The 25,611-nt window shown below is 66.9% G+C and carries 24 protein-coding genes; 13 read left to right on the forward strand and 11 right to left on the reverse strand.

The genetic code is table 11. The features are described 5' to 3' along the window. Positions 1 to 25: 25 nt before the first annotated feature. Both ACZY0X_RS10040 and trhA read right to left on the reverse strand, forming a co-directional pair. Entirely contained in the window at positions 26 to 700 is a 675-nt protein-coding gene (locus ACZY0X_RS10040) for a methyltransferase family protein (protein ID WP_463769898.1), read from the reverse strand. Positions 701 to 965: 265 nt separating this feature from the next. Further along, a complete protein-coding gene (trhA, locus tag ACZY0X_RS10045; RefSeq protein ID WP_463769900.1) occupies positions 966 to 1,706 on the reverse strand; it encodes a PAQR family membrane homeostasis protein TrhA in 741 nt (246 codons plus the stop codon). Positions 1,707 to 1,771: 65 nt separating this feature from the next. Here trhA and ACZY0X_RS10050 point away from each other — a divergent pair, with 65 nt between their 5' ends. The 4 genes from ACZY0X_RS10050 to ACZY0X_RS10065 all read left to right on the forward strand — a co-directional run bounded on the left by ACZY0X_RS10050 (position 1,772) and on the right by ACZY0X_RS10065 (position 5,030). Beyond that, positions 1,772 to 2,569: a (2Z,6E)-farnesyl diphosphate synthase gene (locus tag ACZY0X_RS10050; protein WP_463769902.1), complete on the forward strand. Its 798-nt coding sequence runs from the start codon at positions 1,772 to 1,774 to the stop codon at positions 2,567 to 2,569. Positions 2,570 to 2,609: 40 nt separating this feature from the next. Continuing rightward, a complete protein-coding gene (locus ACZY0X_RS10055; RefSeq protein WP_463769904.1) occupies positions 2,610 to 3,968 on the forward strand; it encodes a hypothetical protein in 1,359 nt (452 codons plus the stop codon). 127 nt (positions 3,969 to 4,095) lie between these two features. Further along, complete coding sequence (locus tag ACZY0X_RS10060) at positions 4,096 to 4,521, forward strand: hypothetical protein (protein ID WP_463769906.1); 426 nt, start codon at positions 4,096 to 4,098, stop codon at positions 4,519 to 4,521. 104 nt (positions 4,522 to 4,625) lie between these two features. After that, entirely contained in the window at positions 4,626 to 5,030 is a 405-nt protein-coding gene (locus ACZY0X_RS10065; RefSeq protein WP_463769908.1) for a hypothetical protein, read from the forward strand. Between the two features lie 73 nt (positions 5,031 to 5,103). Here the strand turns inward: ACZY0X_RS10065 and coaA are convergent, their stop codons facing one another. Continuing rightward, complete coding sequence (gene coaA / locus ACZY0X_RS10070; protein WP_463769910.1) at positions 5,104 to 6,042, reverse strand: type I pantothenate kinase; 939 nt, start codon at positions 6,040 to 6,042, stop codon at positions 5,104 to 5,106. A gap of 30 nt (positions 6,043 to 6,072) precedes the next feature. On the opposite strand from coaA, the gene ACZY0X_RS10075 reads away from it, so the two are divergent. The 6 genes from ACZY0X_RS10075 (at position 6,073) to ACZY0X_RS10100 (ending at position 13,432) form a co-directional block, all read left to right on the forward strand. After that, the gene (locus ACZY0X_RS10075) at positions 6,073 to 7,272 is read left to right on the forward strand and encodes a DUF885 domain-containing protein (RefSeq protein ID WP_463769912.1); all 1,200 of its coding nucleotides are present in this window, start codon (positions 6,073 to 6,075) and stop codon (positions 7,270 to 7,272) included. Between the two features lie 62 nt (positions 7,273 to 7,334). After that, entirely contained in the window at positions 7,335 to 8,810 is a 1,476-nt protein-coding gene (locus ACZY0X_RS10080) for a glycine hydroxymethyltransferase (RefSeq protein WP_463769914.1), read from the forward strand. Between the two features lie 95 nt (positions 8,811 to 8,905). Next, positions 8,906 to 9,733 (forward strand): acyl-ACP desaturase, encoded by an 828-nt coding sequence (locus tag ACZY0X_RS10085; protein ID WP_463769916.1) that lies wholly within the window; start codon positions 8,906 to 8,908, stop codon positions 9,731 to 9,733. 191 nt (positions 9,734 to 9,924) lie between these two features. Beyond that, positions 9,925 to 11,238, forward strand: coding sequence for a PhoH family protein (locus ACZY0X_RS10090; protein ID WP_463769917.1), 1,314 nt, complete (start codon positions 9,925 to 9,927; stop codon positions 11,236 to 11,238). A gap of 76 nt (positions 11,239 to 11,314) precedes the next feature. Next, positions 11,315 to 12,208, forward strand: a complete 894-nt coding sequence (locus ACZY0X_RS10095; RefSeq protein WP_463769919.1) for a polysaccharide deacetylase family protein — start codon at positions 11,315 to 11,317, stop codon at positions 12,206 to 12,208. Between the two features lie 6 nt (positions 12,209 to 12,214). Further along, complete coding sequence (locus tag ACZY0X_RS10100; protein WP_463769921.1) at positions 12,215 to 13,432, forward strand: cation:proton antiporter domain-containing protein; 1,218 nt, start codon at positions 12,215 to 12,217, stop codon at positions 13,430 to 13,432. On the opposite strand, the gene ACZY0X_RS10105 is transcribed toward ACZY0X_RS10100, so the two are convergent. The 3 genes from ACZY0X_RS10105 to glpX form a co-directional block, all read right to left on the reverse strand. Next, entirely contained in the window at positions 13,383 to 13,832 is a 450-nt protein-coding gene (locus tag ACZY0X_RS10105) for a nuclear transport factor 2 family protein (protein ID WP_463769923.1), read from the reverse strand. The two genes, ACZY0X_RS10100 and ACZY0X_RS10105, sit on opposite strands and share 50 nt — an antisense overlap. Positions 13,833 to 13,931: 99 nt before the next feature. Then, entirely contained in the window at positions 13,932 to 15,341 is a 1,410-nt protein-coding gene (locus ACZY0X_RS10110) for a class II fumarate hydratase (RefSeq protein WP_463769925.1), read from the reverse strand. A 35-nt stretch (positions 15,342 to 15,376) separates the two neighbouring features. Next, positions 15,377 to 16,405, reverse strand: coding sequence for a class II fructose-bisphosphatase (gene glpX / locus ACZY0X_RS10115; protein WP_463769927.1), 1,029 nt, complete (start codon positions 16,403 to 16,405; stop codon positions 15,377 to 15,379). Positions 16,406 to 16,459: 54 nt separating this feature from the next. On the opposite strand from glpX, the gene ACZY0X_RS10120 reads away from it, so the two are divergent. Both ACZY0X_RS10120 and ACZY0X_RS10125 read left to right on the forward strand, forming a co-directional pair. Beyond that, complete coding sequence (locus tag ACZY0X_RS10120) at positions 16,460 to 17,110, forward strand: DUF4245 domain-containing protein (RefSeq protein ID WP_463769929.1); 651 nt, start codon at positions 16,460 to 16,462, stop codon at positions 17,108 to 17,110. A gap of 8 nt (positions 17,111 to 17,118) precedes the next feature. After that, on the forward strand, positions 17,119 to 17,949 hold the full coding sequence (locus ACZY0X_RS10125) for a dienelactone hydrolase family protein (protein WP_463769931.1): 831 nt from the start codon (positions 17,119 to 17,121) through the stop codon (positions 17,947 to 17,949). 11 nt (positions 17,950 to 17,960) lie between these two features. Here the strand turns inward: ACZY0X_RS10125 and ACZY0X_RS10130 are convergent, their stop codons facing one another. Continuing rightward, the gene (locus ACZY0X_RS10130) at positions 17,961 to 19,193 is read right to left on the reverse strand and encodes an AI-2E family transporter (RefSeq protein ID WP_463770607.1); all 1,233 of its coding nucleotides are present in this window, start codon (positions 19,191 to 19,193) and stop codon (positions 17,961 to 17,963) included. 50 nt (positions 19,194 to 19,243) lie between these two features. Continuing rightward, positions 19,244 to 20,308, reverse strand: coding sequence for an NAD-dependent epimerase/dehydratase family protein (locus ACZY0X_RS10135; protein ID WP_463769933.1), 1,065 nt, complete (start codon positions 20,306 to 20,308; stop codon positions 19,244 to 19,246). Positions 20,309 to 20,503: 195 nt separating this feature from the next. On the opposite strand from ACZY0X_RS10135, the gene ACZY0X_RS10140 reads away from it, so the two are divergent. Then, positions 20,504 to 22,171 (forward strand): SulP family inorganic anion transporter, encoded by a 1,668-nt coding sequence (locus ACZY0X_RS10140; protein WP_463769935.1) that lies wholly within the window; start codon positions 20,504 to 20,506, stop codon positions 22,169 to 22,171. Here the strand turns inward: ACZY0X_RS10140 and ACZY0X_RS10145 are convergent. The 3 genes from ACZY0X_RS10145 to ACZY0X_RS10155 form a co-directional block, all read right to left on the reverse strand. Further along, complete coding sequence (locus tag ACZY0X_RS10145) at positions 22,168 to 23,049, reverse strand: formylglycine-generating enzyme family protein (RefSeq protein ID WP_463769937.1); 882 nt, start codon at positions 23,047 to 23,049, stop codon at positions 22,168 to 22,170. The genes ACZY0X_RS10140 and ACZY0X_RS10145 overlap by 4 nt on opposite strands. Before the next feature lie 81 nt (positions 23,050 to 23,130). Further along, positions 23,131 to 24,054, reverse strand: a complete 924-nt coding sequence (locus tag ACZY0X_RS10150; protein ID WP_463769939.1) for an HAD family hydrolase — start codon at positions 24,052 to 24,054, stop codon at positions 23,131 to 23,133. Positions 24,055 to 24,056: 2 nt separating this feature from the next. After that, positions 24,057 to 25,610 (reverse strand): arylsulfatase, encoded by a 1,554-nt coding sequence (locus tag ACZY0X_RS10155; protein WP_463769941.1) that lies wholly within the window; start codon positions 25,608 to 25,610, stop codon positions 24,057 to 24,059. Position 25,611: the final 1 nt, after the last annotated feature.

The following is a 25,611-nucleotide window of genomic DNA, read 5'->3' on the forward strand; positions in this document are numbered from 1 at the left end:
CCGCACCCCACGGGTGGTGCGGTGGTCACCACATATGTGGCACAAGGCGATAGCGCGCCTTCTGCGTGTACTCGCGGTATCCGTCCAACTCCTCGACGAGCAGCTTCTCCTCGTCGCGGATGCGCAGGATGAGCACGATCAGGCCGGGAATGACGGGGACGAGTCCCCAGTAGGAGCCGAGCGCGAGGGGGAACCCAATTATCGTGATCACGTTGCCGGTGTACATGGGGTGGCGCACGAGCCCGTACAGACCGGTGGAGACGACCTTCTGGTCAGACTCCACCTGGACGGTGGAGGCCGCAAAGCCGTTCTGAATGACCACCAGGCTCGTCACGCCCAGTCCGACGACCACCAGGACATCGCCGAGCAGGCAGACAGCCGCTGGTACCGACGACCAGCCAAAGCGATGGTCCAGAGCACTCACGACGACCATTGCCGCCAGCGACGAGTACCAGCAGGCAATGAGGAGCTTTTGCACCGTGCGGGATTCGGCCACCGGCCCCGCATGCTTGCGCCGTTGGTGCGCAGCGGGGTTCGCGCGCAGCAGGTAGATGGTGGGGATCCATGTCGAAAGGGCGAACACCACGAGAAAAACCCATGCCTGCCAGTAGTCGACTGTTCCGGCGAGCCCGAACAGCACCAAACCGAACACGGCGAGTTCAACAAGCCCGAACGCCAGCACTCTCGCAATGGCCTTCACCGAATCCTCCTACGCACGTCGATACCGTTCGCAGACACCGCACGTCGGGGAGGTTGGGTAGCCGCTATTCCCAGCGCCGCGTCGATTGCCAGCAGCCACAACTGCGGCGCACGCTTAAACTACCGTCGGTCGTCCAGAAGATGTGTGCGATTGGCCGCTGAACTGATTGGTCAACACAGTCACCGTCACGCCGACCGTGAGCGCACTGCGAAAAAATGGCGGCTTCTTCGCAGTGGCGTCACGTTGGGCGCCATCGCCGGGACATCTAGAAGACCGCGAACCACATCGCGATGTAGTGACAGATCGCGGCAACCGCCGTACAGGCGTGGAAGAACTCGTGATGGCCGAACGTCGTCGGCCATGGGTTCGGCCATTTCAGGCCATAGAACACCCCGCCGATGCTGTACAGCGCTCCACCGACGATCAGCAGCACCACCGCGGCGACGCCCGCGCCGTCCATGATCGGCCCGATGAACCACGCGGCCACCCAACCCAGCAGCAGGTACAGCGGGACGCCGACCCAGGCCGGCGCGGTGGGCCAGAGCATCTTCAGCAGCACGCCCGCGAACGCACCGGCCCACACGATCCAGAACAGCACCATCCCCTTCTCCGACGGCAGTGCCAGAAGGGCGAACGGCGTGTAACTGCCCGCGATGAATATGAAGATCATCGAGTGGTCGAGCCGCTTCATCCACGTGCGCGCCGCAGGCGACTTCCACGTCACCCGGTGATACGTGCCACTGACGGCGAACATCGCGACGATCGTGAACGTGTAGAGCAGCGTCGCCAGGCCGGCCCGGGTCGATTCCATCGACCACGACACCGACACCAGGGCGGCGCCTGCGATGGTCGCCACAATCGCGGAGTACACGTGAATCCAGCCACGAGCCCGCGGCTTACCCAGGAACTGGGCGACGCCATCGGCGACCGCTTCCGGGAGGTCCTCGGCATATGCACGCGGCGGCGGCTGCTGTGCCTCGTCCGCCATGTCGACTGATGTATTCATCTGAGCCATGTCACCTCCACTAACTGGCATGGGGGTTCCCGTCAGTCACAGTAGTCTTGATTTTCGTGGATCTCATTCCGCCGCGTCTCAAGGAACCGGCCTACCGGCTGTACGAGATGCGGCTCCGATATGAACTGGCGCACGCCAAGGCCGAGCTGCCCCGTCACGTCGCCGTCCTGTGCGACGGAAACCGGCGCTGGGCCCGCGACGCGGGCCATGACGACGTCAGCTACGGCTACCGCGTGGGAGCGGCGAAGATCGCCGAGATGCTGCGCTGGTGCCAGGAGACGGGCGTCGAGATGGCGACGGTGTATCTGCTGTCGACCGAGAACCTGCAACGCGATCCCGCCGAACTGTCCGCCCTCATCGAGATCATCACCGACGTCGTCGAGCAGATCTGTGCACCCGCCAACCACTGGAGTGTGCGCACCGTCGGCGATCTGGAACTGCTCGGTGAGGAACCGGCCCGCCGGCTGCGCGACGCCGTCGACGGCACGGTCGCGACGGCGGCCCCCGGAGCGTTGGCCGTCAACGTCGCCGTCGGCTATGGCGGTCGTCAGGAGATCGTCGACGCGGTCCGCGCGTTGCTGAGCAAGGAACTGGCCAACGGTGTGACGGGGGAGGGGCTGGTCGACGCGGTCACCGTTGACGCCATCTCCGAGAACGTCTACACCTCCGGCCAGCCCGACCCCGACCTGGTCATCAGAACCTCGGGGGAGCAGCGGCTGTCGGGATTCCTGCTGTGGCAGAGCGCCTATTCGGAGATGTGGTTCACCGAGGCGCACTGGCCGGCCTTTCGCCGGGTGGACTTCCTGCGTGCACTGCGCGACTACACCATGCGGCACCGCCGGTACGGCGCGTAGGCACCGCCGGTACGGCGCGTAGCCGTGACAGACTGGACCCATGGCTGCGATGTCCGCCGTGGTCTTCGCCCTGAGCTGGTGGCTCGGGCTCTATCTCCTCGCGCGTGATCCACGCAAGCCCGTCCTGCTGCTGGCCGCGGTGGGGCTGACGAGCTTCGCCGTTGTGGTGGCCCTGGATGCGGTGCGGCTCACCAGTACCGCCCACGCCGACGTGCTCGGCCACATCGAGGTCTTCCTCGTCGTCGTCCCCGGCGTTGCGTGGTTCGCGGTGCTGCTCGAACTCTCCAGACCCAGCGACACCTGGCGCAGTCGCGCGGGTGAGGTGGCGATGGTCGTCGTCGTCGCCGCGCTCGCGATCACCGGTGCGGCGATGGCGGGTGGAGTCGACGGACCGCTGCGCACCGGCCACTGGGTCATGTTCGGGGTCATCTCGCTGGCGACGCTGGGCGCCATGGTGCGCGCGCTGGTCGGTGGACGACGGCCCGGCTCGGTGACGGGGGTCGCGGTGGTGGCGACCCTGTTCTTCGCCCTGGGCAACGCGATCCTGGTGATCCCGCTGGGACTGGTGCCCAGTTGGCTGGCGCTGGCGTCCACAGGGTTCGACGTGCTGCTGCTCGGTGTCGCAGTGGCGCTGTGGGATTCGTTCGACGAGGGCCAGGCGCTGCGCGGTGACATGCTGCGCTCATTCGTGGGCAGCATTGTCGTCGCGGTGCTGTTCGGGGGCCAGGTGCTCATCGGTATGGCCGTCACCGACGAGCACACCGCGCTGGCGGTGCTGTTGTTCACCAGCCTGGCCGTGGCGATCGGCATCAACGTGCTGGCCGACCCGCTCGCGGGGGTGCTCGACCGGTTGGCGTTCTCCCGGTCGCCGGAACTGCGCGCCGACCGTGCCGCATTGCGTCGCACCGAGGCAGCGCTGCCGTTGCGGTCGGACAATCCTCTCGCCGCGGTCGACGAGGACGCGTTCGCCCGGCTGACACGGCGCGCGCTGGGGCACTACTCGGATCTGTCGAAGCTCGTCGCGAGCCCGTTGACCGCGCTGCCCGTCATCGACGAGCGGCTGGCCAGACGCAGCGCCCCCGATCAGCCGCTGGAGCGCGCAAACGAACTCAAGGCGCTGCTCGCCGATCGGATCGCGGCGCTCAAGCCGCGGGATGCGGGTGACTTCGGCACCACCGAGGAGTGGCGCCACTACAACTCGCTCTACTTCCCCTACGTCGTGGGTGTGCGGGCGTACGCGCAGAACGCGACCGCCGCGGGCCTGGACCCCGTCGCGCGACAGGCTTGGCAGTGGTTCGTCACCGAGGTGCCGCAGCGCTCGATGCACAACTGGCAGAACGCGGCAGCGCGCGTCATCGCCGCCGACCTGCGCGGCACACCGGTACCCGTCAACCAATAATTCTCTGACCTGCGGCTGGCAGTGTCTGGCAGCAAGCGGTGTCGATCTGGCAGTGGTCGGCGAGCAGTGTCTGAGGTGTCGCACAGACATCACTCGAACGACACACCTCAACGACGAGGAGCCCGCCATGACCGCCACCCTGTCCACCCGCATCCGGACTCGCCAGCCCCTGTCCGACAGCTCGGACTCCCTGCTCCGGTTCGCGATGCGAGCCGACGCCACGCTGTGCGCCGGAACCGGTCTGCTGATCGCGTTCGCCGCCGACCCGCTGGCGCGGGTGTCGGGGCTGTCGGCCGTATCGGAGTGGATCGCCGGCGCTGCGCTGGCCGCCTACGGCGTCGCGCTCTACGTGCTCGCGGCCGCTCCTGCCATTCGCCGCATCGGGGTCGGCATCGTCGTCGCCAACCTGGCGTTCGCGGTGGCGACGACGGCGGTGCTCGCGATGGGCGTGCTGCCCCTGACCGCGGCAGGGGTGGCGATGATGCTCGCCACCGTGGCGATCGTACTGGGCTTCGCCGCCCTTCAGTACCTCGGAGTGCGCCGTCTGGCGTGACTCCCGCCCAACCGGCGCGGGGCCCGTGCAACCGCAAGAGGTTACGGAGCACGGACCCCGTGCCGGTCTCTCAGCAACACCTCCAACAACCGAAGGGAAGTTCCATGACCGCCACCACCTCACGCGTGACCACCAACGACTCGTTCCTGCGTTTCGCGTTGCGCCTGGACGCCGTGTGCACCGGTTTGGGCGGTGTCGCCCTGGCCGCCGCGGCCGGGCCCATGTCGTCGTTCACCGGGGTCCCGCGCGCCGCGGAGTACGGCCTCGCCGCGTTCTTCGTCGTCTACGGCATCACGGTCTTCGGCCTGTCGCGGCTGCCAGCGGTGCGGATGCCGGGCGTCTGGGTGATCGTGGCCAACCTGCTGTTCACCGTCGCGGCCGTCGCCGTCGTTTTGGCCGGGGTGTGGCCGCTGACTACCGCGGGCATCGTGTTCGTGCTCGCGGGCGGTGTCTACACGCTGGTGATGGCCGATCTGCAGTACCTGGGGCTGCGCCGCATGCGCTCCTAGCCTCCTGCGATTTCGGCGCGTTTTCGTTCGCTCAGCGACGGAAAGCGCGCCGAACTCGCGTCGTGGGGAGGAGTTAGAGCTTGCGGAGGCGCAACCGGTTGATCGCGTGGTCGGCGTCCTTGCGCAGCACCAGCGTCGCTCGCGGCCGGGTCGGCAGGATGTTCTCGATGAGGTTGGGCCGGTTGATCGAATGCCAGATGTCGCGGGCGGCGAAGATCGCCTGCTCGTCGGTCAGCGTCGAGTAGTGGTGGAAGTGTGACTGCGGGTCGGCGAAGGCACCGGCGCGCATCGCCAGGAACCTCGACACGTACCAGCCCTCGATGTCCTCGATACGGGCGTCGACGTAGACGGAGAAGTCGAACAGGTCCGACACCATTAACGCGGGCCCGGTCTGCAGGACGTTGAGGCCCTCGAGGATCAGGATGTCGGGATGGCGGATGGTCTGCTTCTCGTCGGGCACGATGTCGTACAGCAGATGCGAGTACACCGGGGCGCACGCCTGGTCGGCGCCGGCCTTGACGGCGGTGACGAAGCGCATCAATCCGCGACGGTCGTAGCTCTCCGGAAACCCCTTGCGATGCATCAGGTTTCGACGCACCAGTTCGGCGTTTGAGTAGAGGAATCCGTCAGTGGTGACGAGGTCGACACGCGGATGGTGCTCCCACCGCGCCAGCAGTGCCTGCAGCACGCGGGCCGTGGTGGACTTGCCGACCGCGACGCTGCCCGCGACGCCGATCACGAACGGCACGGGACGATCCGGGTTCTGCTGAGGCTCGCCGAGGAACTCGGCGGTGGCGGCGAACAGGCGCTGCCGAGCGGCCACCTGCAGGTGGATCAACCGGGCCAACGGGAGGTAGACCTCTTCGACCTCGAGGAGGTCGAGCTGCTCGCCCAGGCCGCGCAGGCCCCTGACGTCGTTCTCGTCGAGTTTCAGCGGGGTCGACATACGAAGTGAACGCCATTGAATCCGGTCGAACTCGACATACGGACTCGGCTCGCTCGTCCGCGCCATGGACCCAGTCTTGCATTTACGGTTGTGGTCATGGACGCCACCACCGTGATCCGCGACTATCTGCTGCTTGGTCTGCGATTCGACCGTATCGAGGAGGGCTACGTGGACTCCTTCACGGGCGATCCCGCGCTGCGTCGCACCGTCGAGTCCGAACCCACGCCCGATCCCGCCGCGCTGGCCCGCGAGGCCCAGCGGCTGCTCGCCGAGGTACCGCGGGTCGACGGCCTGGACCCGGCACGCGCCGACTACCTCGCCGCGCATCTGAAGGCGTTGGCCTGCGCGGGACGCAAGTTCGCGGGGGAGGACGTCGGGTTCGTCGAGGAGGTGCGCGACTACTTCGACGTCGACATCGTCAAGGGTGACCCCGACCGCTACCGCGAGGCGCACCGCAAGCTCGAGGAGGCGGTCGGCGGCAGCGGATCGCTTGCCGACCGGATGCAGGCTCACCGCGTCGCCGAGGAGATTCCGCCCGCGCGCCTCGAGGAGTGCATCCATGCCTTCTCCAGCGCACTGCGCGACAGGGTGCGGGTCGACTACCCGCTGCCCGCCGCCGAGACCATCACCTACGAGGTGGTCACCGACAAGCCGTGGTCGGGCTTCAACTACTACGAGGGCGACTACCGGTCGACCGTCGCGGTGAACGCTGACCTCAAACAGCAGATGTCCAACCTGCCGCGTCTGGTCGCCCACGAGTCCTACCCCGGACACCACACCGAGCACTGCCGCAAGGAAGCCGGCCTCGTCGAGGGCCAAGGGCAGGCCGAGCAGACCATCTTCCTGGTCAACACGCCGCAGTGCCTGATGGCCGAGGGGCTCGCCGACCTCGCCCTGCACGCGGCGATCGGCCCGAACTGGGGGTCGTGGGCCGCCGAGGTGTACGCCGACCTCGGGCTGCGCTTCGACGGTGAACGCGCGGAGGCCATCTCGGCGGCGTCGGCCGCGCTGGCCGACGTCCGCCAGGACGCCGCACTGATGCTGCACGACGAGCACCGCGACGCCGACGAGGTGGCTGCGTTCCTGCAGCGCTGGCTGCTGGTCAGTGAGGAGCGGGCACGACAGGCCATGCGATTCCTGTCGTCACCCCTGTGGCGGGCCTACACCAGCACCTATGTCGAGGGCTACCGGTTGCTGCGGGGCTGGCTGGACGACCGGCCCGAGGGTGTGACCGTCACCGAGCGCTTCGGCCGCCTGCTCGACGAACCGCTGATCCCGTCGAGTCTGCGTGCTTGACCCACGGCAACGAGGGCTATGGCGTATAAGCCGCCGGTAGCGGCCCGACTACGCTGAAGGTCATGACCGCTGACACCTCCGCGACGCCGTACGTGGCCCCCGGCGCCGAGTACGCCGCTACCGCTAGCGAGGCCTACCAGGCCGCCCTTCGAGTCATCGAGTCCGTCGAACCGCGCGTCGCTGCGGCGACGCGTAAAGAACTTGCTGACCAACGTGATTCGCTCAAGCTGATCGCCAGCGAGAACTACGCCTCACCCGCGGTGCTGCTGACGATGGGCACCTGGATGTCCGACAAGTACGCCGAGGGCACTGTCGGGCACCGCTTCTACGCGGCGTGTCAGAACGTCGACACCGTCGAGGCGCTGGCCGCCGAGCACGCGCGCGAACTATTCGGTGCGCCCTACGCCTACGCCCAGCCGCACTCCGGAATCGACGCCAACCTGGTCGCGTTCTGGGCCATCCTCGCCACCCGCATCGAGGCCCCGGAACTCGCCGAGTTGGGCGCCAAGAATGTCAACGACCTCTCGGAGGCGGACTGGGAGAAGCTGCGCGCCAAGCTCGGCAACCAGCGCCTGCTCGGTATGTCGCTGGACACCGGTGGCCACCTCACGCACGGTTTCCGGCCCAACATCTCCGGCAAGATGTTCCATCAGCGCAGCTACGGCACCGACCCCGAGACCGGCCTGATCGACTACGACGTGGTCGCCGCGGCAGCCCGCGAGTTCAAGCCGCTGATTCTGGTGGCCGGCTACTCCGCCTACCCGCGCCGGGTGAACTTCGCCAAGATGCGTGAGATCGCCGACGAGGTCGGCGCCACCCTGATGGTCGACATGGCGCACTTCGCCGGTCTGGTCGCGGGCAAGGTGTTCACCGGCGACGAGGATCCGGTGCCCCACGCCCACGTCACCACCACGACGACGCACAAGTCACTGCGCGGCCCGCGCGGCGGCCTGGTGCTGGCGACCGAGGAGTACGCCCCGGCCGTCGACAAGGGTTGCCCGATGGTGCTGGGCGGACCGCTGTCGCACGTGATGGCCGCCAAGGCCGTGGCGTTGGCCGAGGCCCGCCAGCCCGAGTTCCAGGGTTACGCACAGCGCGTCGCGGATAACGCGAAATCGCTCGCCGAGGGCTTCCTGAAGCGTGACGCGCGTCTGGTCACCGGCGGTACCGACAACCACATCGTCCTGCTCGACGTCACGTCGTTCGGCCTGACCGGCCGCCAGGCCGAGTCGGCGCTGCTCGACGCGGGCGTGGTCACGAACCGCAACTCGATCCCGAACGACCCGAACGGCGCGTGGTACACCAGCGGTATCCGGTTCGGCACGCCCGCGCTGACCACGCGCGGCTTCGGCGCCGCCGACTTCGACCGGGTGGCCGAACTGGTCGTCGACGTCCTGTCGAACACCCAGCCCGCGGCGGGTCCGTCGGGGCCGTCCAAGGCCAAGTACCTGTTGGCCGAGGGCACCGCCGATCGGGTGCATGCGGCGTCGGCCGAGTTGTTGAACGCCAACCCCCTGTATCCGGGGCTGACGCTCTAACCGTCGCCGGGTTCCGGAGCCATTCTCCTGGCTCCGGGACACGCCCGACGACCCCGATTTTCAAGAACATGTGAATTTGGGTTACAGTTACTTTCATGGCAGAGAAGCCGGTAGCGAACGCGCTGACCCTTGAGCTGGAACCCGTCGTGGCGGAGAACTTGCAGCGGCACCTCGCAACCGAGGACCTCTGGTTCGGACACGACTACGTGCCGTGGGAACAGGGCGAGAACTTCGCGTTCCTCGGCGGTCGTGACTGGGAGCCGTCGGACGTCACTCTGCCCAAGCCCATCACCGACGCCCTCGAGATCCTGCTCATCAACAAGGACAACCTCGCGGGTGTCCACCGTGAACTCGTCGACCACTTCATCCTGGACGAGCAGTGGGGCCGCTTCCTGGGCCGCTGGACCGCCGAGGAGCACCTGCACGCCATCGTGCTGCGCAACTACCTCGTGGTGACACGCGAGATCGATCCGTCGGCCAACGAGGACGTCCGCGTCGAGCACGTGATGAAGGGCTACCGCGCCGACTCGTACTCGCAGATCGAGACCCTGGCGTTCATGGCTGTCTGGGAGCGGGCGCACGCCGTGTTCTGCCGCAATCTCGAGGCGCAGATCGAGGAGCCGGTGCTCAAGGGTCTGATGGGCCGAATCGCCACCGATGAGGAACGCCATGAGCAGTTCTTCCACAACCTGGTGGCCCACTGCCTGAGTGAGCACCGGGGCGAGACGGTTGCCGCCATCGCCAAACGTGTCGCGGACTTCGGGCCGGTCGGCGGCGATATCGACGCTTACCAGGACAAGGTGGCGCAGGTCGCCGAGGCCGGGATCTTCGACGCCGACGCCCTGCGTGCGGTGATCTCCGATCGCGTCCAGGCATGGGGTCTGGCCGACGAGCCAGACCTTCGCCAGTTCGTCACGCAGTAGTCACATTCGGGTCTCGGCGCGCCGAGGGGCGGACCTGCTTGCGCGGGAGTAGCGTCGCTGTCGATGGCTAGCAACTTGCTTCGCTGTCCGGTTGGTACCGGTTCTCGATTTGAGAAGGGCCGGCCCCGGTCCTGGTACCGCGGTGTCCGCCGAGAGGCCTCCGCGGGGTCGCGAAGGCCAAGGAGCGCCACGTGACTGAATCGTCCGTTCGGACCTATGTGCTCGACACCTCTGTGCTGCTGTCTGATCCGTGGGCAATCACGCGATTTGCCGAGCACGAAGTGGTGGTTCCCCTGGTGGTCATCAGCGAATTAGAGGGTAAACGACACCATCACGAGCTCGGCTGGTTCGCCCGTCAGGCTCTGCGGTTGTTCGATGACCTCCGGATCGAGCACGGGCGGCTGGATGAGCCGATTCCCGTTGGGACGCAGGGCGGCACGCTGCAGGTCGAGCTGAACCACAGTGACCCGACGGTGCTGCCTCTGGGCTTCCGGACCGACACCAACGACGCGCGCATCCTCACGTGTGCGGCCAACCTCGCCGCCGAGGGCAAGCGAGTGACGTTGGTGAGCAAGGATATTCCGCTGCGCGTCAAGGCAGGTGCGGTCGGCCTGCCCGCCGACGAGTACCACGCCCAGGACGTCGTCACCTCCGGCTGGACCGGTATGGCCGAGGTGGACGTGGTGGGCGACGAGGTGGACGCCCTGTTTGCCGAGGGTGAGATCGACCTCGCGGAGGCTCGAGACCTGCCCTGCCACACCGGTATTCGCTTGCTGGGCGGTAGCTCGCACGCCCTCGGCAGGGTGACCGCCGAGAAGCGGGTGCAGCTGGTTCGAGGGGACAGGGAGGTGTTCGGCCTCCGGGGAAGGTCGGCCGAGCAGCGCGTGGCCCTGGACCTGCTGCTCGACGAGTCGGTCGGCATCGTGTCGCTGGGTGGCAAGGCGGGGACCGGCAAGTCGGCCCTGGCCCTGTGCGCCGGCCTGGAGGCGGTGCTGGAGCGTCGGACACAGCGCAAGGTCGTGGTGTTCCGCCCGCTCTACGCGGTCGGCGGCCAGGAACTCGGGTACCTGCCCGGCAGCGAGGCCGAGAAGATGGGGCCCTGGGCGCAGGCGGTGTTCGACACCCTCGAGGGGCTGGCCAGCCCGGCGGTGCTTGAGGAGGTGCTCTCGCGCGGCATGCTCGAGGTGCTGCCGCTGACCCACATCCGCGGCCGTTCGCTGCACGACTCCTTCGTCATCGTCGACGAGGCCCAGTCACTCGAGCGCAACGTCCTGCTGACGGTGCTGTCACGCCTGGGCTCCGGGTCGCGGGTGGTGCTCACCCACGACGTTGCCCAGCGCGACAACCTGCGCGTCGGCCGCCACGACGGTGTCGCGGCCGTCATCGAGAAGCTCAAGGGTCACCCGTTGTTCGCCCACATCACGCTGCTGCGCAGTGAGCGCTCGCCGATCGCGGCGCTGGTCACCGAGATGCTGGAGGAGATCAGCCCCGGCGCCCTGCCGTGACCTGAGTGCGATTTGGGCGCGCTAAGGAGCGCTCACCGCTCCTTAGCGCGCCCAAATCGCCCGGTAGGCTGCCACCGTGCGCAAGCGGCCCGACAGTTCAGCGTGGTCGTACTGGCGCATGGTCGCGGGCGTCTGCGCTGGCGTGGCCATCGTGGTCGTCGGCGGCCTCACAGGGCACGTCAAGGTGGCCACCCCGGCCGAAGCGGCCGACGACGTGGACTGTGCGGTGGTCAAGTGCGTCGCGTTGACGTTCGACGACGGGCCGAGCCCCTACACCGACCGACTGCTCTCGATCTTGGCGGACAACGGCGCGAAGTCCACCTTCTTCCTGATCGGCAACAAGGTGGCGGCCAACCCGGACGGGGCCAAGCGCATCGCCGACGCGGGCATGGAGATCGGCAGTCACACCTGGGAACACCCCAATATGACCACCATTCCGCCCGCGGACATCCCGGCCCAGTTCAGCAGGGCCAATGACGCGATCGAGGCGGCGACGGGTCAGCGGCCGACCCTGGTCCGCACGGCGGGCGGGTTGATCGACGATCAGGTTCTTGCCGAGGCCAAGAAGCAGGGGCTGGCCGACGTCAACTGGGACGTCATCCCATTCGACTGGGCCAACGACGCCAACCTCGCAGCCACTCGCGCCCTGCTGATGAGCCAGATCAAGCCGAACTCGGTGGTGCTGTTCCACGACACCTACTCCTCGACCGTCGACATGGTGTATCAGTTCATCCCGGTGCTAAAGGCCAACGGCTACCACCTCGTCACGGTCAGCCACATGGTCGGCCCGCTCGCACCGGGAACCTCGTACGGCAGCAGGGAGAACGGGCCGCCCGTCAACGCACTACGCGACGTCGCGCCCGCCGACATCCCGGCGTTGCCGAACACACCGTCACCCGCACCGATGCCGAACATCCCGATCACCGATATCGAGGGGCAGAACTCCGGCGGCCCCAACAACGGCGCCTGAGGTCGGATGGCGACCAATACCGCGTTCGTCCTGACCCTGCTGGTGGTGTGCTACGCCGTCGTGTCCGGATTGGTGAAGCGCTGGTATGTGGCACCCGCGCTGATTTTCGTCCTGGCCGGAATGGCGTTGGGGCCGTTCGGTCTCGACCTGCTGGAGGGCGGTCCGGACACCTCGACGTTCACGGTGCTGGCGCAGCTCGCCCTAACCGTGATCCTGTTCAATCAAGCAGCCGCACTTGATCTCTCGGCGGTGGTACGCCGACGCGACGTCACCTTCCGGTTGCTGGCGATCGGCATTCCCCTGACCATGGTGCTGGGCGTGTTGACCGCGGTGTTGGTGCTGCCGGTGATGCCGCTGTGGGAGGCGGTGTGCCTGGCCGCGATCGTCGCGCCCACGGAGGTCGCGCTGATCCACGCACTGTTGGAAAACGATCGAATCCCGGAGCGAATCCGCCACGCACTGTCCACCGAGAGTGGCTTCTACGACGGTTTCGCGCTGGCGGTCCTGCTCGCCGCGCTTGCCGTGGCTTCCGAGCGGGCCGACTCCAACGAGACGCACTGGGGCTGGTTTCTGGTCCGCACGGAGCTGATGTCCGTGGTGGTCGGCTTGGGTGTCGGACTGTTGGGCGGCTGGGTGATCGGTGCGTCGCGTAAACGCGGATGGATGAGCGACACGTGGGCACAGCTGGCGACGCTCGCCATCGCGCTGATGTGCTTCCAGGTCGGTGAACACCTGCACGGCAGCGGATTCGTCGCGGCGTTCGCCGGCGGGCTGGCCTTCGCATTCGCGGCGCGCCACGTCGGCTCACGCCCGGACATGCATGTGTCGGCCGCCGCCGGGCAGCTGCTCGAACTACTGGTGTTCGCGATGTTCGGCGGCTACGCCGTGATCGTCGGCTGGCGCGAGGCCGACTGGCGCATAATCGTATTCGCGATCGTCGCGGTGCTGGGAGTGCGTCTGGTTGCGGTGTCGGTGGCGCTGGTGCGCAGCGACGTGCCCATGCGCGAGCGACTGTTCATCGGGTGGTTCGGCCCGCGTGGCATCAGCACGCTCGTGCTGGGGCTTCTGGTGGTCGACCGTGGTGATCTCGCGCAGGAGTCGTTGATCATTCAGGTGGTGGCGGTGACCGTCAGCCTGAGCCTGGTGATCCACAGCCTGAGCGCGTGGCCGGGGATCAGGTGGCTGGGGGCGCCAGATGTGACCCCGGCGCGAAACCCTCAGTGATCACCCGTCGGAGCAAAAACCGCCAGCCAGCCCCGTCCGGGTTGCCGTCGGTGCTGGGCACCACGATGTCGCGGTAGGTGCCCCAGTGGTCGAGGCCGCGGGTGCCGATGAACTGGAAGCACGCGTAGGTCTTGGCGCTGCCGTCGGGCTGTGGCTCGACGTGAATCGAACTCAGGTGGTGGCGGGCGGGTAGGAAGTCGGCGTCGGCGAACTGTGCGCCGGCACGAGTGAACATGCCCAGCGTTTCGGTTGGGCCGGTGAACTTCTCGGCGCCGATCTCCAGTACTCCGTCGGGCGCGAACAGCGCCGCCAGTCGTTCGATCTTGCCGGTGTCGGCGAGGTACTGGTAGGCCGTCAGCAGACCGGTGACGCCCACGCGAACCTCATTGAGGGCACTCATGGCAGTCCGTGAGTCAGGCCATACCGAGTGTGAACGTCACGACGGAATCGGGCCTCAAACGTCGCCACGTTCACACTCGGGAAGAGGTGCGGGAAGTGGTTAGTCGCCATCCTTGACCTTGGCCATGGCGAGCACGTCCAGGCGCTTGTCGAGTTCAGCCTCTGAGAGCTTGTCACCGATCAGCCCGCGGTCGATCACCGTCTGCCGAATGGTCTTGCGCTCCTTGAGTGCTTCCTTGGCGACCTTGGCGGCCTCCTCGTAGCCGATCGCCGAGTTGAGCGGTGTCACGATCGAGGGCGAGGACTCGGCCAGCTCGCGCAGGTGCTGCTCGTTGGCCACCAGGCCGTCAATGCACTTGGTGGCGAACAACTTCGACACGTTGGCCAGCAGCGTGAACGACTCCAGCACGTTGCGGGCCATCATCGGGATGTAGACGTTGAGTTCGAAGGCGCCCGACAGGCCGCCCACGGTGACGGCCGCGTCGTTGCCGATCACCTGGGCCGCGACCTGCGTAACCGCCTCGGGCAGCACCGGATTGACCTTGCCTGGCATGATCGAGCTGCCGGGCTGAAGGTCGGGCAGCTGGAGTTCGCCGAGGCCGGTGAGCGGACCCGAGCCCATCCAACGCACGTCGTTGGCGATCTTGGTCAGCGAGACCGCGATGGTCTTCAGCGCGCCGGATGCCTCGACCAGCCCGTCGCGTGCAGCCTGGGCCTCGAAAGAGTCGGCCGCTGTGCGCAGTTCGGCGATTCCCGTCTGGCTCACCAGGACGTCGACGACCTTCGCGCCGAAGCCGTCGGGGGCGTTGAGCCCGGTGCCGACAGCGGTGCCGCCGATGGCGAGTTCACCGAGCCGGGGGAGTGTGGCCTTGACCCGCTCGATACCGGCCTCGACCTGGCGGGCGTAGCCGCCGAACTCCTGGCCCAGCGTCACGGGCACCGCGTCCATCAGGTGGGTACGGCCGGACTTGACCGTGGTGCGCCACTGGCGAGCCTTGGCGGCAAGCGACTCGTGCAGCACCTCGAGTGCCGGAATCAGATGGCGGACAGCGGCTTCGGTCGCCGCGATATGGGTCGCGGTCGGGAACGTGTCGTTCGAGCTCTGCGACATGTTGACGTCGTCGTTGGGGTGGATGCTCACGCCGTTGGCTGCCGCGATGGACGCGATGACCTCATTGGCGTTCATGTTGGAGCTGGTGCCCGACCCGGTCTGGAACACGTCGATCGGGAACTGGTCGTCGTGCAGGCCGTCGGCGATCTCACCTGCTGCGGCGATGATCGCGTCGGCCTTCTCCGGAGCCAGCAGGCCCAAGTCCTTGTTGACCTGCGCACAGGCGCCCTTCAGCAGGCCCATCGCGCGGATCTGGGTGCGCTCGAGCGGGCGGAACGAGATCGGAAAGTTCTCCACCGCGCGCTGCGTCTGTGCGCGCCACAGCGCGTTGACGGGCACACGCACTTCACCCATGGTGTCGTGCTCAATGCGGTACTCGACGTCGTTGTCGGCGGTCATGTGCTCCCTGTTCGATAGATCGGAGGTGGGTGGGATTAGGGCAGGGGGTAGGCCGCGGACTTGTCGCCCGTGAAGTCGACCGCGGAGTACTCGTTGAGCTTGGTGAGGCGGTGGTAGGCCTCGATCATCCGGACGGTGCCGGACTTGGATCGCATGACGATCGACTGTGTGGTGCAGCCGCCGCCGGAGTAGCGGACACCCTGCAGCAGGTCGCCGTCGGTGACGCCGGTGGCGGAGAAGAAGACGTTCTCGCCCGACACCAGATCCTCGGTGTGCAGCACCCGGTCCAGATCGTGACCGGCGTCGATGGCCCTCTGGCGTTCGGCGTCATCGGTGGGTGCCAGCGTGGCCTGGATGGCACCGCCCATACAGCGGATCGCGGCCGCGGTGATGATGCCCTCCGGGGTGCCGCCGATTCCGGCGAGCAAGTCGGTGCCAGAGTTCGGTCGGCATGCCGCGATCGCGCCAGCGACGTCACCGTCGGAGATCAGGCGGATGCGGGCACCCGCGTCCCGCACGTCGGCGATCAGCTGCGCGTGCCGTGGCCGGTCGAGAACGCACACGGTGAGGTCGGCAACGCTGGAGTTTTTCACCTTGGCGACCCGGCGAATGTTCTCGCCGATCGGGGCGGTGATGTCGATGACGTCGACGGCGTCGGGGCCGACGGCGATCTTGTTCATGTAGAAGACGGCCGACGGGTCGAACATGGCGCCGCGCTCGGCGACCGCGAGAACCGAGATGGCGTTGGGCATGCCCTTGCTCATCAGCGTGGTTCCGTCGACGGGGTCGACCGCGAAGTCGCAGTCCGGACCATCTCCGTTGCCGACCTCTTCGCCGTTGTAGAGCATCGGGGCGTTGTCCTTCTCGCCCTCGCCAATCACCACGACACCGCGCATGGAGACCGAGTTCACCAGCTCGCGCATGGCGTCGACCGCTGCGCCGTCGCCGCCCTCCTTATCACCACGCCCGACCCACCGGCCGGCGGCCATGGCGCCGGCTTCGGTCACCCGCACCAACTCGAGGGCCAGGTTGCGGTCCGGGGCTTCACGTCTCGATGGCGTCATGTGCCAGATTCTCCCATTAGCGGCTCCGTTCTTGGGAGCTGGGATACTGGGAAGGTGACCGTCCCGCCCACGAACCCGCCAAAGCCTCCTCCACCGCCGAGGCCAGCCAAGTCGCGGTTGCGGCAGGACGGGCGCGACATGTTCTGGTCGATGGCGCCGCTGGTGCTGGTCTGCATCGTCGCCGCAGGTGTTCTCGGGATGTGCTCGTTTGCCCCCAACGGTCCCGGCGAGGGGCCAACACCGCCGTATGACGCCCCGGCCGCACTGGGAGCCGACGCCGAGACGTTGAAGATTCCGATCCGGCTGCCCAAGTTGCCCGAGGGCTGGCGGGCTAACTCGGGCTCGCGCGGCAGCATCGAGCGAGGTCGCACCGATGCGGAAGGCGTGGAAGTGCGTGCCCTGACCTCGCGAGTCGGCTACCTTGCCCCGACCGGCATGTTCATCAGCCTGACCCAGAGCGACGCCGACGAGGACAAGTTGCTCAGCTGGATGGACACCAGCCTGATTCCCACCGGCGCCGAGGACGTGAACGGCGTCAAGTGGGTCACCTATGAGGGCGGTGAGGACGTCCGGCCGGTGTGGACCACCAGGATCAACGGTCCGACCGGCCCGGCGCAATTGGCGCTGACGGGCGCCGCCGGTACCGATGAGTACCGTATTCTGGCGGAGGCCACTCAGACGCAGCCACCACTGCCAGTCAGCTAGGAGCGTTCATGACGTCACGTAAATCCGATGTCGCCGCCGGGGCGGCTCCGGAAGCCGACCTCAGCGGCTGGGAAGCCGCATCGTTCACCGGCGGGGGACTCACCTACGACGTGTACCGCAAGGGCCAGGGGCCCGGCGTCGTCCTGATCCCCGAGATGCCCGGCCTGCACCCCGGCGTGCTGGCGTTGGGAAACCATCTGGTGGACAACGGGTTCACCGTCGCCGCGCCCTCGCTGTTCGGCACGCCTGGTGCGCCGGCGCTGCGGCCGGGTGCTGTGCCGACCCTGCTGAAGGGATGCGTGACCAAGGAGTTCGCCGCGTTCGCGACCAACGCCGACCGGCCGATCGCGCACTTCCTGCGCGCTCTCGCGCGTGACCTCAACGCTCGCACACCCGGCAAGGGTGTCGGCGTCATCGGACAGTGCTTCACCGGTGGCTTCGCCCTGGCGGCCGCCGTGGACGACAGTGTGCTCGCACCGGTGATGAGTCAGCCCTCGCTGCCGCTGCCGTTGACTCTGAAGCAGCGCCGAGACCCCGGCCTCTCGGAGGCCGAGCTGAAGATCATCGAGCGCCGGGCCGCCGACGAGGGGCTGTGCGCCATGGGACTGCGGTTCAGCGAGGACCCGATGTCGCCCGGCGACCGGTTCAAGACGCTCAAGGCGCGCCTCGGCGACGCGTTCGAGGTCATCGAGATCAGTTCGAAGCCGGGTAACCCGGACGGCATCGGCCGGATGGCGCACTCAGTGCTCACCGATCAGGTGCGCGAGGTGGACGGGAACCCGGCCTATGAGGCACGCAAGCGCGTCGTCGCCTTCCTGACGGAGCGGCTGGCGACCTAGGTAAAGGCGGCTCAGTCCGAACTAGCGGGCGTCGCCTCGGCCTTGTCCTCAGCCTCGGCCTGCTCGGTCTGAAGGCTGTCGCGTTGGCGGTCTGAGCCCAGCCGGGCGCGAGCCCACGCCACCAGCCTGGCCAGCAGGCCGGGCTTCTCGTCCTCGTCGTCCTCGTCATCGAGATCGGTGATCGGAACGCCCTTGTACACCGCGAGGTACACGGTGACCGTGGTGACGATGACGATCATCAGGACCGGCCCGATGACGATCCCGAGGAAGCCGAACATGGTGATGCCGGCGAACACCGCCAGCAGCATCAGCGCGGAGTCCAGGCGGGCCTGACGCGGCACCAGGATCGGTCGCAGCACATTGTCGATGTTCGTGACCACGAGCAGGTGCCACACGACGACGAACAGGCCGCCCCACACGTTGCCGAACAGGACCATTCCGATGCCGAACGGGATGCTCACGATGCCGCCGCCGAGGGGAATGATCGACAGCGCGGTCAGCATGATCGCGAAGATGAAGAATCCCTCGTGAAAACCCGCGATGTAGATCGACACCGCACCGGCCAGGCCCTGCGCCAGGGCGATGACGAATTGGCCGAACACGGCACCCCGCACCATGGCGCCCATCTTCTCCAGGTAGAGGTCGGTGACGTCCTCGCCGAGCGGATTGAGCTTGCGGATCAGCGTCTGCACGTTGTCGTGGTTGGACAGCAGTGAGATGAACACGTAGATGAAGAGGACGGCTGCGGTCAGCGCGCCCGCCAGACCACCCGCGGCGCCCTGCAGGAAGCCCAGAGCCCACTCGCCGACGTGCTGCGCGACGGTGGTCATCCGCTCCTGAATCATCGCCGGGGTGACGTCGAAGTCGCTCAGGAAGGGGACCCGGTCCACCGTGTCGTTGACGAGCTTCAGCGTCCGGTCGCCCAGGGAACTGAGGTCGGTCCGGGACACCCAGTCCGAGACGCTGCGGACCATCGCGCTGATCTGCACCACCGCCAGGAGCACCAGCAGGCTGAGGGGAATGATGAGCGCGAAGAGCGCCGCCAGCACAGTCAGCGTCACCGACAGGCCCTTGCCCATCCTCCCGCCGAGCCACATGAACAGCGGGTGGAACAGGTATGCCGCGACGGCTGCCACGACGATGACCATGAAGAAGCCGCGCAGGAAGTACGCACCGAATGCGAGGGCGACTCCGGTGGCGATCGCCAGTGCCCGCTTCTGCGACGCGGTGAACTCGGTCTTCATGGCCACGCGCTGATCCTGTCAGAGGTGCAGGCCGAACGAGGAACTCTGGCTCAGCGAGTCCGGTCGGGCCCTGGGTCGCCCCACTTGCCGCGGATGGCGCCCCACGGGTCCGCATACCTGCCGGGGGCGTCGCGGTAGGCCGACTGCCTGCGCAGGACGAAGCCGATCAGCGGGGCGATGGCGCGGAACGGGTAGCGCTTCCAGCCGGCCTTCTCCGCGGTCTCGGCGAGCATGTCGGGCCACGAAAAGTGTTGGAACTTCAGCACTTCCTGGGCGCGCACCGTGTCCATCCAGTCAGTGGCGAACCAGTCGGTGTCACTGTCGGGGTTGCCTGGGCGCCCGATCGGGATGGCACCGACCAGACCCATGGCGCCCGCCGTCGCGACGGCAATATCGCCCTGGGTGAGGCGATGCGACTCGTCACCGCCGATCAGCAGGATCTCGCCGACGCAGTCCGCGGTGGTCGCCGCCGCGAACGCCGCCGCGACATCACGCACGTCGACGGTCTGAATCCGGCCGTCAGTGGGCAGCGCGCTCTCGAAGAACAGGAACTCGGGTTTGATGTCGAAGCTGATGTCGGTGGTCAGCACGCCGCCTAGGCGCAGCACCACCCAGTCCAGGCTCGATGTGCGGACGAGTTCCTCGGCTTCGGCCTTGTGTGTGCCGTAGAGGTCCGTTGGCCGCATCGGGGTGTCGGCCGACAGCACGTCGGTGATGTGGTGCGGGTTGCGCGACCCGTACACCGCGACGCTGGAGGCCACCACTATCCGCGGCTGCGGATCCTGCGACTTGGCCGCCTCCACCAGATACCCGGTGGCATCGACACTGACCCTGCGGGCAAGCGCGGGCCGCGAGTAGCAGAACGGCGCGATGATCGCGGCCAGGTGGATGATCGCGGCGGGCGCAACGTCGCCGATCAGCGCGTCCACCGCGGCCGGGTCGGTGAGGTCGGCGTAGCGCACCTCGACACCGGCTGGCAGTCCGGCGGCGGCCTTGCGATTCTCGGAGTTGTCGAGATCGGTGGCCACCACCCGTCGCCCGTCCGCGGCGAGCCGTTTCACCGTCGCCGATCCCACTAGCCCAAAGGCCCCCGTCACCAAAACCGCGTCAGTCATGCGCCTCCCCAGTCAGCCATGTAGAACGTGATACAACCTCGCACTCTCGGCTGGTAAGCGCAATCGCTGGCCCCACGCAACGTGTCGGGCGATACCGTCGACGAAATCGCGCGACTTGGCGTGAAATGGGACGTGGCGCGGTTCTCGACATCAACAGATGTCGGACGATGCGACGGCTGAGGGGACTGGATCCGGATGGGGCTCAAGCTGGGCAGACCGACATTCCGCGATGCCGTCTCGGGCCTCGTGACGGGCCTGTTCTCGATCCCAGAGGGCATGGCATACGCCAGCATCGGCGGGTTCAACCCCGTGGCCGGCCTCTACTCCGGCGTCGTGTCCACCATCGTCGGTTCGATGTTCGCACGCACCGTGCTCATGGTCACCACCTTGACCAGCGCCCTGGCATTGTCATCGCGCAGTGTGCTGACGGACGCCGGCCTGGATCCGTCCGACCCCGCCAACGTCGCCGCACTGGCCATCGTCGTGGGTGTCGTGATGCTGGTGCTGGGTCTGTTGAAGTTCGGATCGATCATGAACTTCGTCTCGAACGCGGTGATGACCGGCTTCACCGCCGGTATTGCGCTGCAGATCATCGCCGGCGTGATCGGCGACGCCACCGGGTACCGACCGGACAGTCACAACACCATCGGCAAGTTCATCGACGCCTTCGCTCACGTCGGCTCCTGGGAGGTCGGGCCCTGCCTGGTCGCGGTGGCGACGGTCGCGGTGTGGGCGGTGTTCCACTTCATCAAACCGCTGGAGGCGTTCGCGATCTTGATTGCGCTCGTCGTCGTGACGCTGGGCGTCGCCCTTCTCGGGGTGCAGGTGGAGACGGTCGCCGATATCGCCTCCATTCCCAATGCGCTTCCGCCGTTCTCGGTGCCGAACTTCGCCGCGATGCCCGAACTGTTAGTCGGGGGACTGGCGGTCGCGCTCGTCGGGCTCGCGCAGGCGGCCGGTATCTCGGCTGCCGTGCCGAACCCGGATCGAAGCCGCCCGAGCACATCTGGTGACTTCGTGGCGCAGGGGGCGGCCAACGTCGCAGGCGGATTGTTCGGCGCGCTACCCACCGGCGGATCACTTTCGCGGACCGGCGTCGCGGTCTCTGCCGGCGCTCAGACGCGTTGGGCGGGGATATTCGCCGGGCTGTGGCTGGCGGCCCTGGTGCTGGTCGCGGGGTCGCTGGCGGAACAGATCCCGATGCCCGTCATCGGCGGACTCATTCTCGTGATCGGCGCTGAACTGGTCATGGGTCGGTGGGCCGACATCAAACTGGTGGTGCGCACCGCTCCGCTGTCCGCAGTCGCGATGCTGGTCACATTCGCGGCCACGACACAGCTGCCGTTGCACACTGCGATCCTGATCGGTGCGCTCACCTCGCTGGTGCTGTACTGCGCCAAGGCTTCACAGGCAGCAGAGCTGATCGCCCTCTCGCGGACCGACGGCGACTGGTGGGTGGTGCCGGTGCCAGACGCCGTCGCGAACGACGCTGTGACGGTGTTGCAGTACTCGGGGGTGGGGCTCTTCGCTGAGGTGCCCCGGATCGACGAGGACTGGCCCCGAGTCGAGGACTCGCGCAACGCCGTCGTGGTGCTGGGTATGCACACGCTGCCCGATGTTCCCTCGTCGAAGGTGATCAAGGCATTGAGGCGGTGGGCCGAGGACCTCGCGGCCAACGGCGGCAGGATGATCATCGCGGGAGTCAGCCCCGCGACGGCAAAGGTGCTCGAACACGCAGGCCTGGTCGAACTATTGGGAGCCGATGGCATGGTGCTGACCACAGACCGGTTGTTCGAGGCGACTGAGGAAGCCGTGCGACGGGGCGAGGTGTGGATCGCCGCACGCCGCGATCCGCCGCCCTAGGTTCGAACGCACCGGAAGCCGATGTGGCTCATCCCGGTGTCCACCATCTGCGGCCTGCGCGCGGCGGGTCGGTAGCGCAGGCAATAACTGTCCGCGCACAGGAACGATCCGCCCTTAATCACCTTGCGGCCGATCTGGAACTGCGGCTGGTTGGGGTCGTAACTCTCAGCCGCGCAGCAGGACTCGAGTGCACGGGTGTCGGTCCACCAGTCGAGCGTCCACTCCCAGACGTTGCCCGCCATGTCGAACAGGCCGTAGTCGTTCGGCGTGAAGCTGCCGACGGGTTGCGTTGTCCCGTAACCCGTGTCGGGCAGGTAGGGGAACTCGCCGTGCCAGTAGTTGGCCAGTCGTTCGCCCGGACCCTCGGGTGCGTCGCCCCACGTGTAGGTCGCACCGGAGAGGCCCCCGCGGGCGGCCACCTCCCACTGCGCCTCGGTGGGCAGAACCAGGCCAGCCCACTCGGCGTAGGCCTCGACGTCCTCGAACGCCACGTGCACGACGGGATGATGCTGGCGGTTGCGCAGGGTGGACTTCGGGCCGCGCGGGTGGTTCCAGCACGCACCTGGCGTCCACGTCCACCACTGGTTGAGGTGGCGCAGGTCGACGGGCCCGGGTGTGCGATGAAAGACCATCGATCCCGGCTGCAGGTTCTCCGGTGGAGCGTCGGGGAAGTCGGCGGGGTCGATCGGCCGCTCGGCGACGGTGAGGTAGCCGGTCGCCTCGACGAACGCGGCGAAGTCGGCGTTGCTCACCTGATGGGTCTGCATCCAGAAGCCGTCGACGGTCACCTCGCGGACAGGACCCTCCTCCGGGTAGTGCGCGTCGGAGCCCAGTAGCGCGGTCTGGGCGGGAATCCAGGCGTAGCCGTCGGACGTCATTGAGGCCCAGGCCGTTGAGATAGCGGTGAGCGCGCGAAAGTGCGAGTGCGCGTGACTCTGAGCGCTATCTCAACGTGTTTGTCAGGCAAAGACGGAGGTCCAGTCGTTCTTGAGGCTGACGACAGTCCAGCCGTACTGCTGTGCGTGGTCCAGCACCCTCTCCGCGCCTGCGGTGTAGTCGAATTCGCGTTCGGCATCGTCATGCAGCACCAGCAGCCGCAACGACGGCTTCTCCGGCCGACCCGCGTACATCAGCATCTCGTCGTCGCCGTTGGAGTTGCCCGCGGCCAGGATCGGCCGCCTGCCGATGCGGTTCCAGATCCGCACGGGTTTCTCTGGCCCGTCGTCGAAGACATCGAGCGTCGGCTGGATCAGCAGGTCGCCGCGCCCGTCGCGGCCGTCGAACTTCAGCCCCTGGGAGCTGCCGACGACGCGTTCGGGCGGGATGCCGTAGATCGTCGATGTGACGGGCCGCATGAAGTCGCGTCCGCCACCAGACGCGATGTAGCAGGTGAAGTCGTGCGTCTCGAGGTAGCGCAGCAACTCGACCATCGGCGCGTAGACGCAGTGCAGATAGTTGCGCTGCAGCGTGGGATGGCTTGCCTCGGCGAAGAAGGCGTTGACCAGCGCCGCGTGTTCCTCGACGGTCATCGACTCGTGCAGTGACATCACGGCGCCGGCAAGCACCTTGAGGTCTGAGTCATCACCCTGATAGTGCTTGGTGATGGCTCCGCCGAACCAATTCAGATCGCCTGCCACCGCTGCCTGATACGGCTGGTTGGCGGCCAGCGAGGCATCGGTCGCTGCCTTCTCGACCAGCCTGCGCACGATGAAGTCCAGCTGGATGTACATCGGCTTCTCACACCACAGTGTGCCGTCGTTGTCGAAGACGGCGACGCGCTCCTCAGGCGCGACGAAGTCCGGTCCCTCGGTCGTGATACGGGCGACGAAGTCGACGATTGCCGACTTCGTCGCGCCGTCGGCCCATGTCGCGAGTTCCGCCACGTTCAGCCACCCCGAGTGGCGAGGAACTTCTCGAGTTCCTCGACCGCGTGGTTGATGGTGAAGGACGCCGGCTCCTGCCGCGGCGGGAACTCCTTGAACGTCTGCAGGAACTGGTTGACGATCGCGGAGCCGTAGAACATCAGATACAGACGATCAATCACCCAGTCCCAGTAGGTGTTCGACGTGACGTCAGCCCGTTCGAAGGGGTCGGTGCGCAGGTTGAAGAGCTTCGGTGCACGTAACTTCGTGAATGGCTCGAACCACACCGCGAGCGTGCCCTGGCAGCGCTGTTCCATGAACACGATCTTCCAATTGTCAGCCCGGATGCCCAGCACGTCGCCGTCGTCGGAGAAGTAGATCATCCCGCGCCGCGGGCTCTGGTCGACCTCACCAGTCAGGTACGGCAGCAGGTTGTAGCCGTCGATATGGACCTTGAACGCGGTCTTACCGTCAGCGCCCGCCTTGTGCCCAGCCTTCAGCTTGTCAACGATATCCGGATCGCCCGCGGCGGCCAGAAAAGTGGGCAGCCAATCGTGATGTTGGACGATTTCATTGGATACGCTGCGCGGCTTGATCTTTCCGGTCCAGCGAATCATCTCGGGAACGCGGAAGGCGCCCTCCCAGTTCGTCGCCTTCTCGCTGCGGAACGGGGTGGTCGCCCCATCGGGCCAGCTGTTGGCGTGCGGTCCGTTGTCGGTGGAGTAGATGACGATGGTGTCCTCGGCGATCCCGAGCTCGTCCACCAGATCGAGCAGCGTGCCGACGTTGCGGTCGTGGTCGATCATCGTGTCGTGGTATGGCGACTGCCAGCGTCCGGCCTGTCCCTTGCTCTCCGGCTTGGTGTGGGTGCGGAAGTGCATGTGGGTCATGTTCATCCACACGAAGAACGGGGTTTCCGCCTCGTGTTGACGCCTGATGAAGTCCACACACGCCGAGGTCGTTTCGTCGTCGATGGTCTCCATCCGCAGTTTCGTCAGCGGTCCGGTGTCCTCGATGCGCTGCTTGCCGACTGGGCCGTACCGCTCGTCGACCTCGCCGGAGTCCTCGTCGGTGGCCCAGGAGTGGATCACACCGCGCGGCAGAAGGGCTTTGCGCAGCAGCGGCGCCTCCTCTTCGGTGGGATAGTCCTCGTGCTCCGGCTCCTCCTCCGCGTTGAGGTGGTACAGATTGCCGAAGAACTCGTCGAATCCGTGGGCAGTCGGCAGATACTTGTTCAGGTCGCCCAGGTGGTTCTTGCCGAACTGGCCGGTGGCGTATCCCATCGGCTTGAGGAGTTCGGCGATCGTCGGGTCCTCCTTCTGCAGCCCGACGTCGACGCCGGGCATGCCGACCTTGCTCATGCCGGTGCGGTAAACGCTCTGTCCGGTGATGAACGACGCCCTGCCCGCGGTGCAGCTCTGTTCGCCATAGGAATCGGTGAAAAGCATTCCCTCATCAGCGATTCGGTCGATATTGGGCGTGAAGTAACCCATCACGCCCCGGCTGTAGCAGCTGAGGTTGGAGATGCCGATGTCATCACCCCAGATGACCAGGATGTTCGGTTGCGAGTTCGGCACG

The organism is Mycobacterium sp. IDUB_39 (assembly GCF_055419205.1).

Bases quoted from the DNA above. Each gene is read 5' to 3' on its own strand.
- ACZY0X_RS10105 (WP_463769923.1), bottom strand. From the start codon at position 13,832: ATGAGTGCCCTCAATGAGGTTCGCGTGGGCGTCACCGGTCTGCTGACG.
- glpX (WP_463769927.1), bottom strand. From the start codon at position 16,405: ATGACGCCATCGAGACGTGAAGCCCCGGACCGCAACCTGGCCCTCGAG.
- ACZY0X_RS10145 (WP_463769937.1), bottom strand. From the start codon at position 23,049: ATGACGTCCGACGGCTACGCCTGGATTCCCGCCCAGACCGCGCTACTG.
- ACZY0X_RS10060 (WP_463769906.1), top strand. From the start codon at position 4,096: ATGACCGCCACCCTGTCCACCCGCATCCGGACTCGCCAGCCCCTGTCC.
- coaA (WP_463769910.1), bottom strand. From the start codon at position 6,042: ATGGCGCGGACGAGCGAGCCGAGTCCGTATGTCGAGTTCGACCGGATT.
- ACZY0X_RS10135 (WP_463769933.1), bottom strand. From the start codon at position 20,308: ATGACTGACGCGGTTTTGGTGACGGGGGCCTTTGGGCTAGTGGGATCG.
- ACZY0X_RS10055 (WP_463769904.1), top strand. From the start codon at position 2,610: ATGGCTGCGATGTCCGCCGTGGTCTTCGCCCTGAGCTGGTGGCTCGGG.
- ACZY0X_RS10080 (WP_463769914.1), top strand. From the start codon at position 7,335: ATGACCGCTGACACCTCCGCGACGCCGTACGTGGCCCCCGGCGCCGAG.
- ACZY0X_RS10100 (WP_463769921.1), top strand. From the start codon at position 12,215: ATGGCGACCAATACCGCGTTCGTCCTGACCCTGCTGGTGGTGTGCTAC.
- trhA (WP_463769900.1), bottom strand. From the start codon at position 1,706: ATGAATACATCAGTCGACATGGCGGACGAGGCACAGCAGCCGCCGCCG.
- ACZY0X_RS10130 (WP_463770607.1), bottom strand. From the start codon at position 19,193: ATGAAGACCGAGTTCACCGCGTCGCAGAAGCGGGCACTGGCGATCGCC.
- ACZY0X_RS10140 (WP_463769935.1), top strand. From the start codon at position 20,504: ATGGGGCTCAAGCTGGGCAGACCGACATTCCGCGATGCCGTCTCGGGC.
- ACZY0X_RS10110 (WP_463769925.1), bottom strand. From the start codon at position 15,341: ATGACCGCCGACAACGACGTCGAGTACCGCATTGAGCACGACACCATG.
- ACZY0X_RS10085 (WP_463769916.1), top strand. From the start codon at position 8,906: ATGGCAGAGAAGCCGGTAGCGAACGCGCTGACCCTTGAGCTGGAACCC.
- ACZY0X_RS10075 (WP_463769912.1), top strand. From the start codon at position 6,073: ATGGACGCCACCACCGTGATCCGCGACTATCTGCTGCTTGGTCTGCGA.
- ACZY0X_RS10065 (WP_463769908.1), top strand. From the start codon at position 4,626: ATGACCGCCACCACCTCACGCGTGACCACCAACGACTCGTTCCTGCGT.
- ACZY0X_RS10125 (WP_463769931.1), top strand. From the start codon at position 17,119: ATGACGTCACGTAAATCCGATGTCGCCGCCGGGGCGGCTCCGGAAGCC.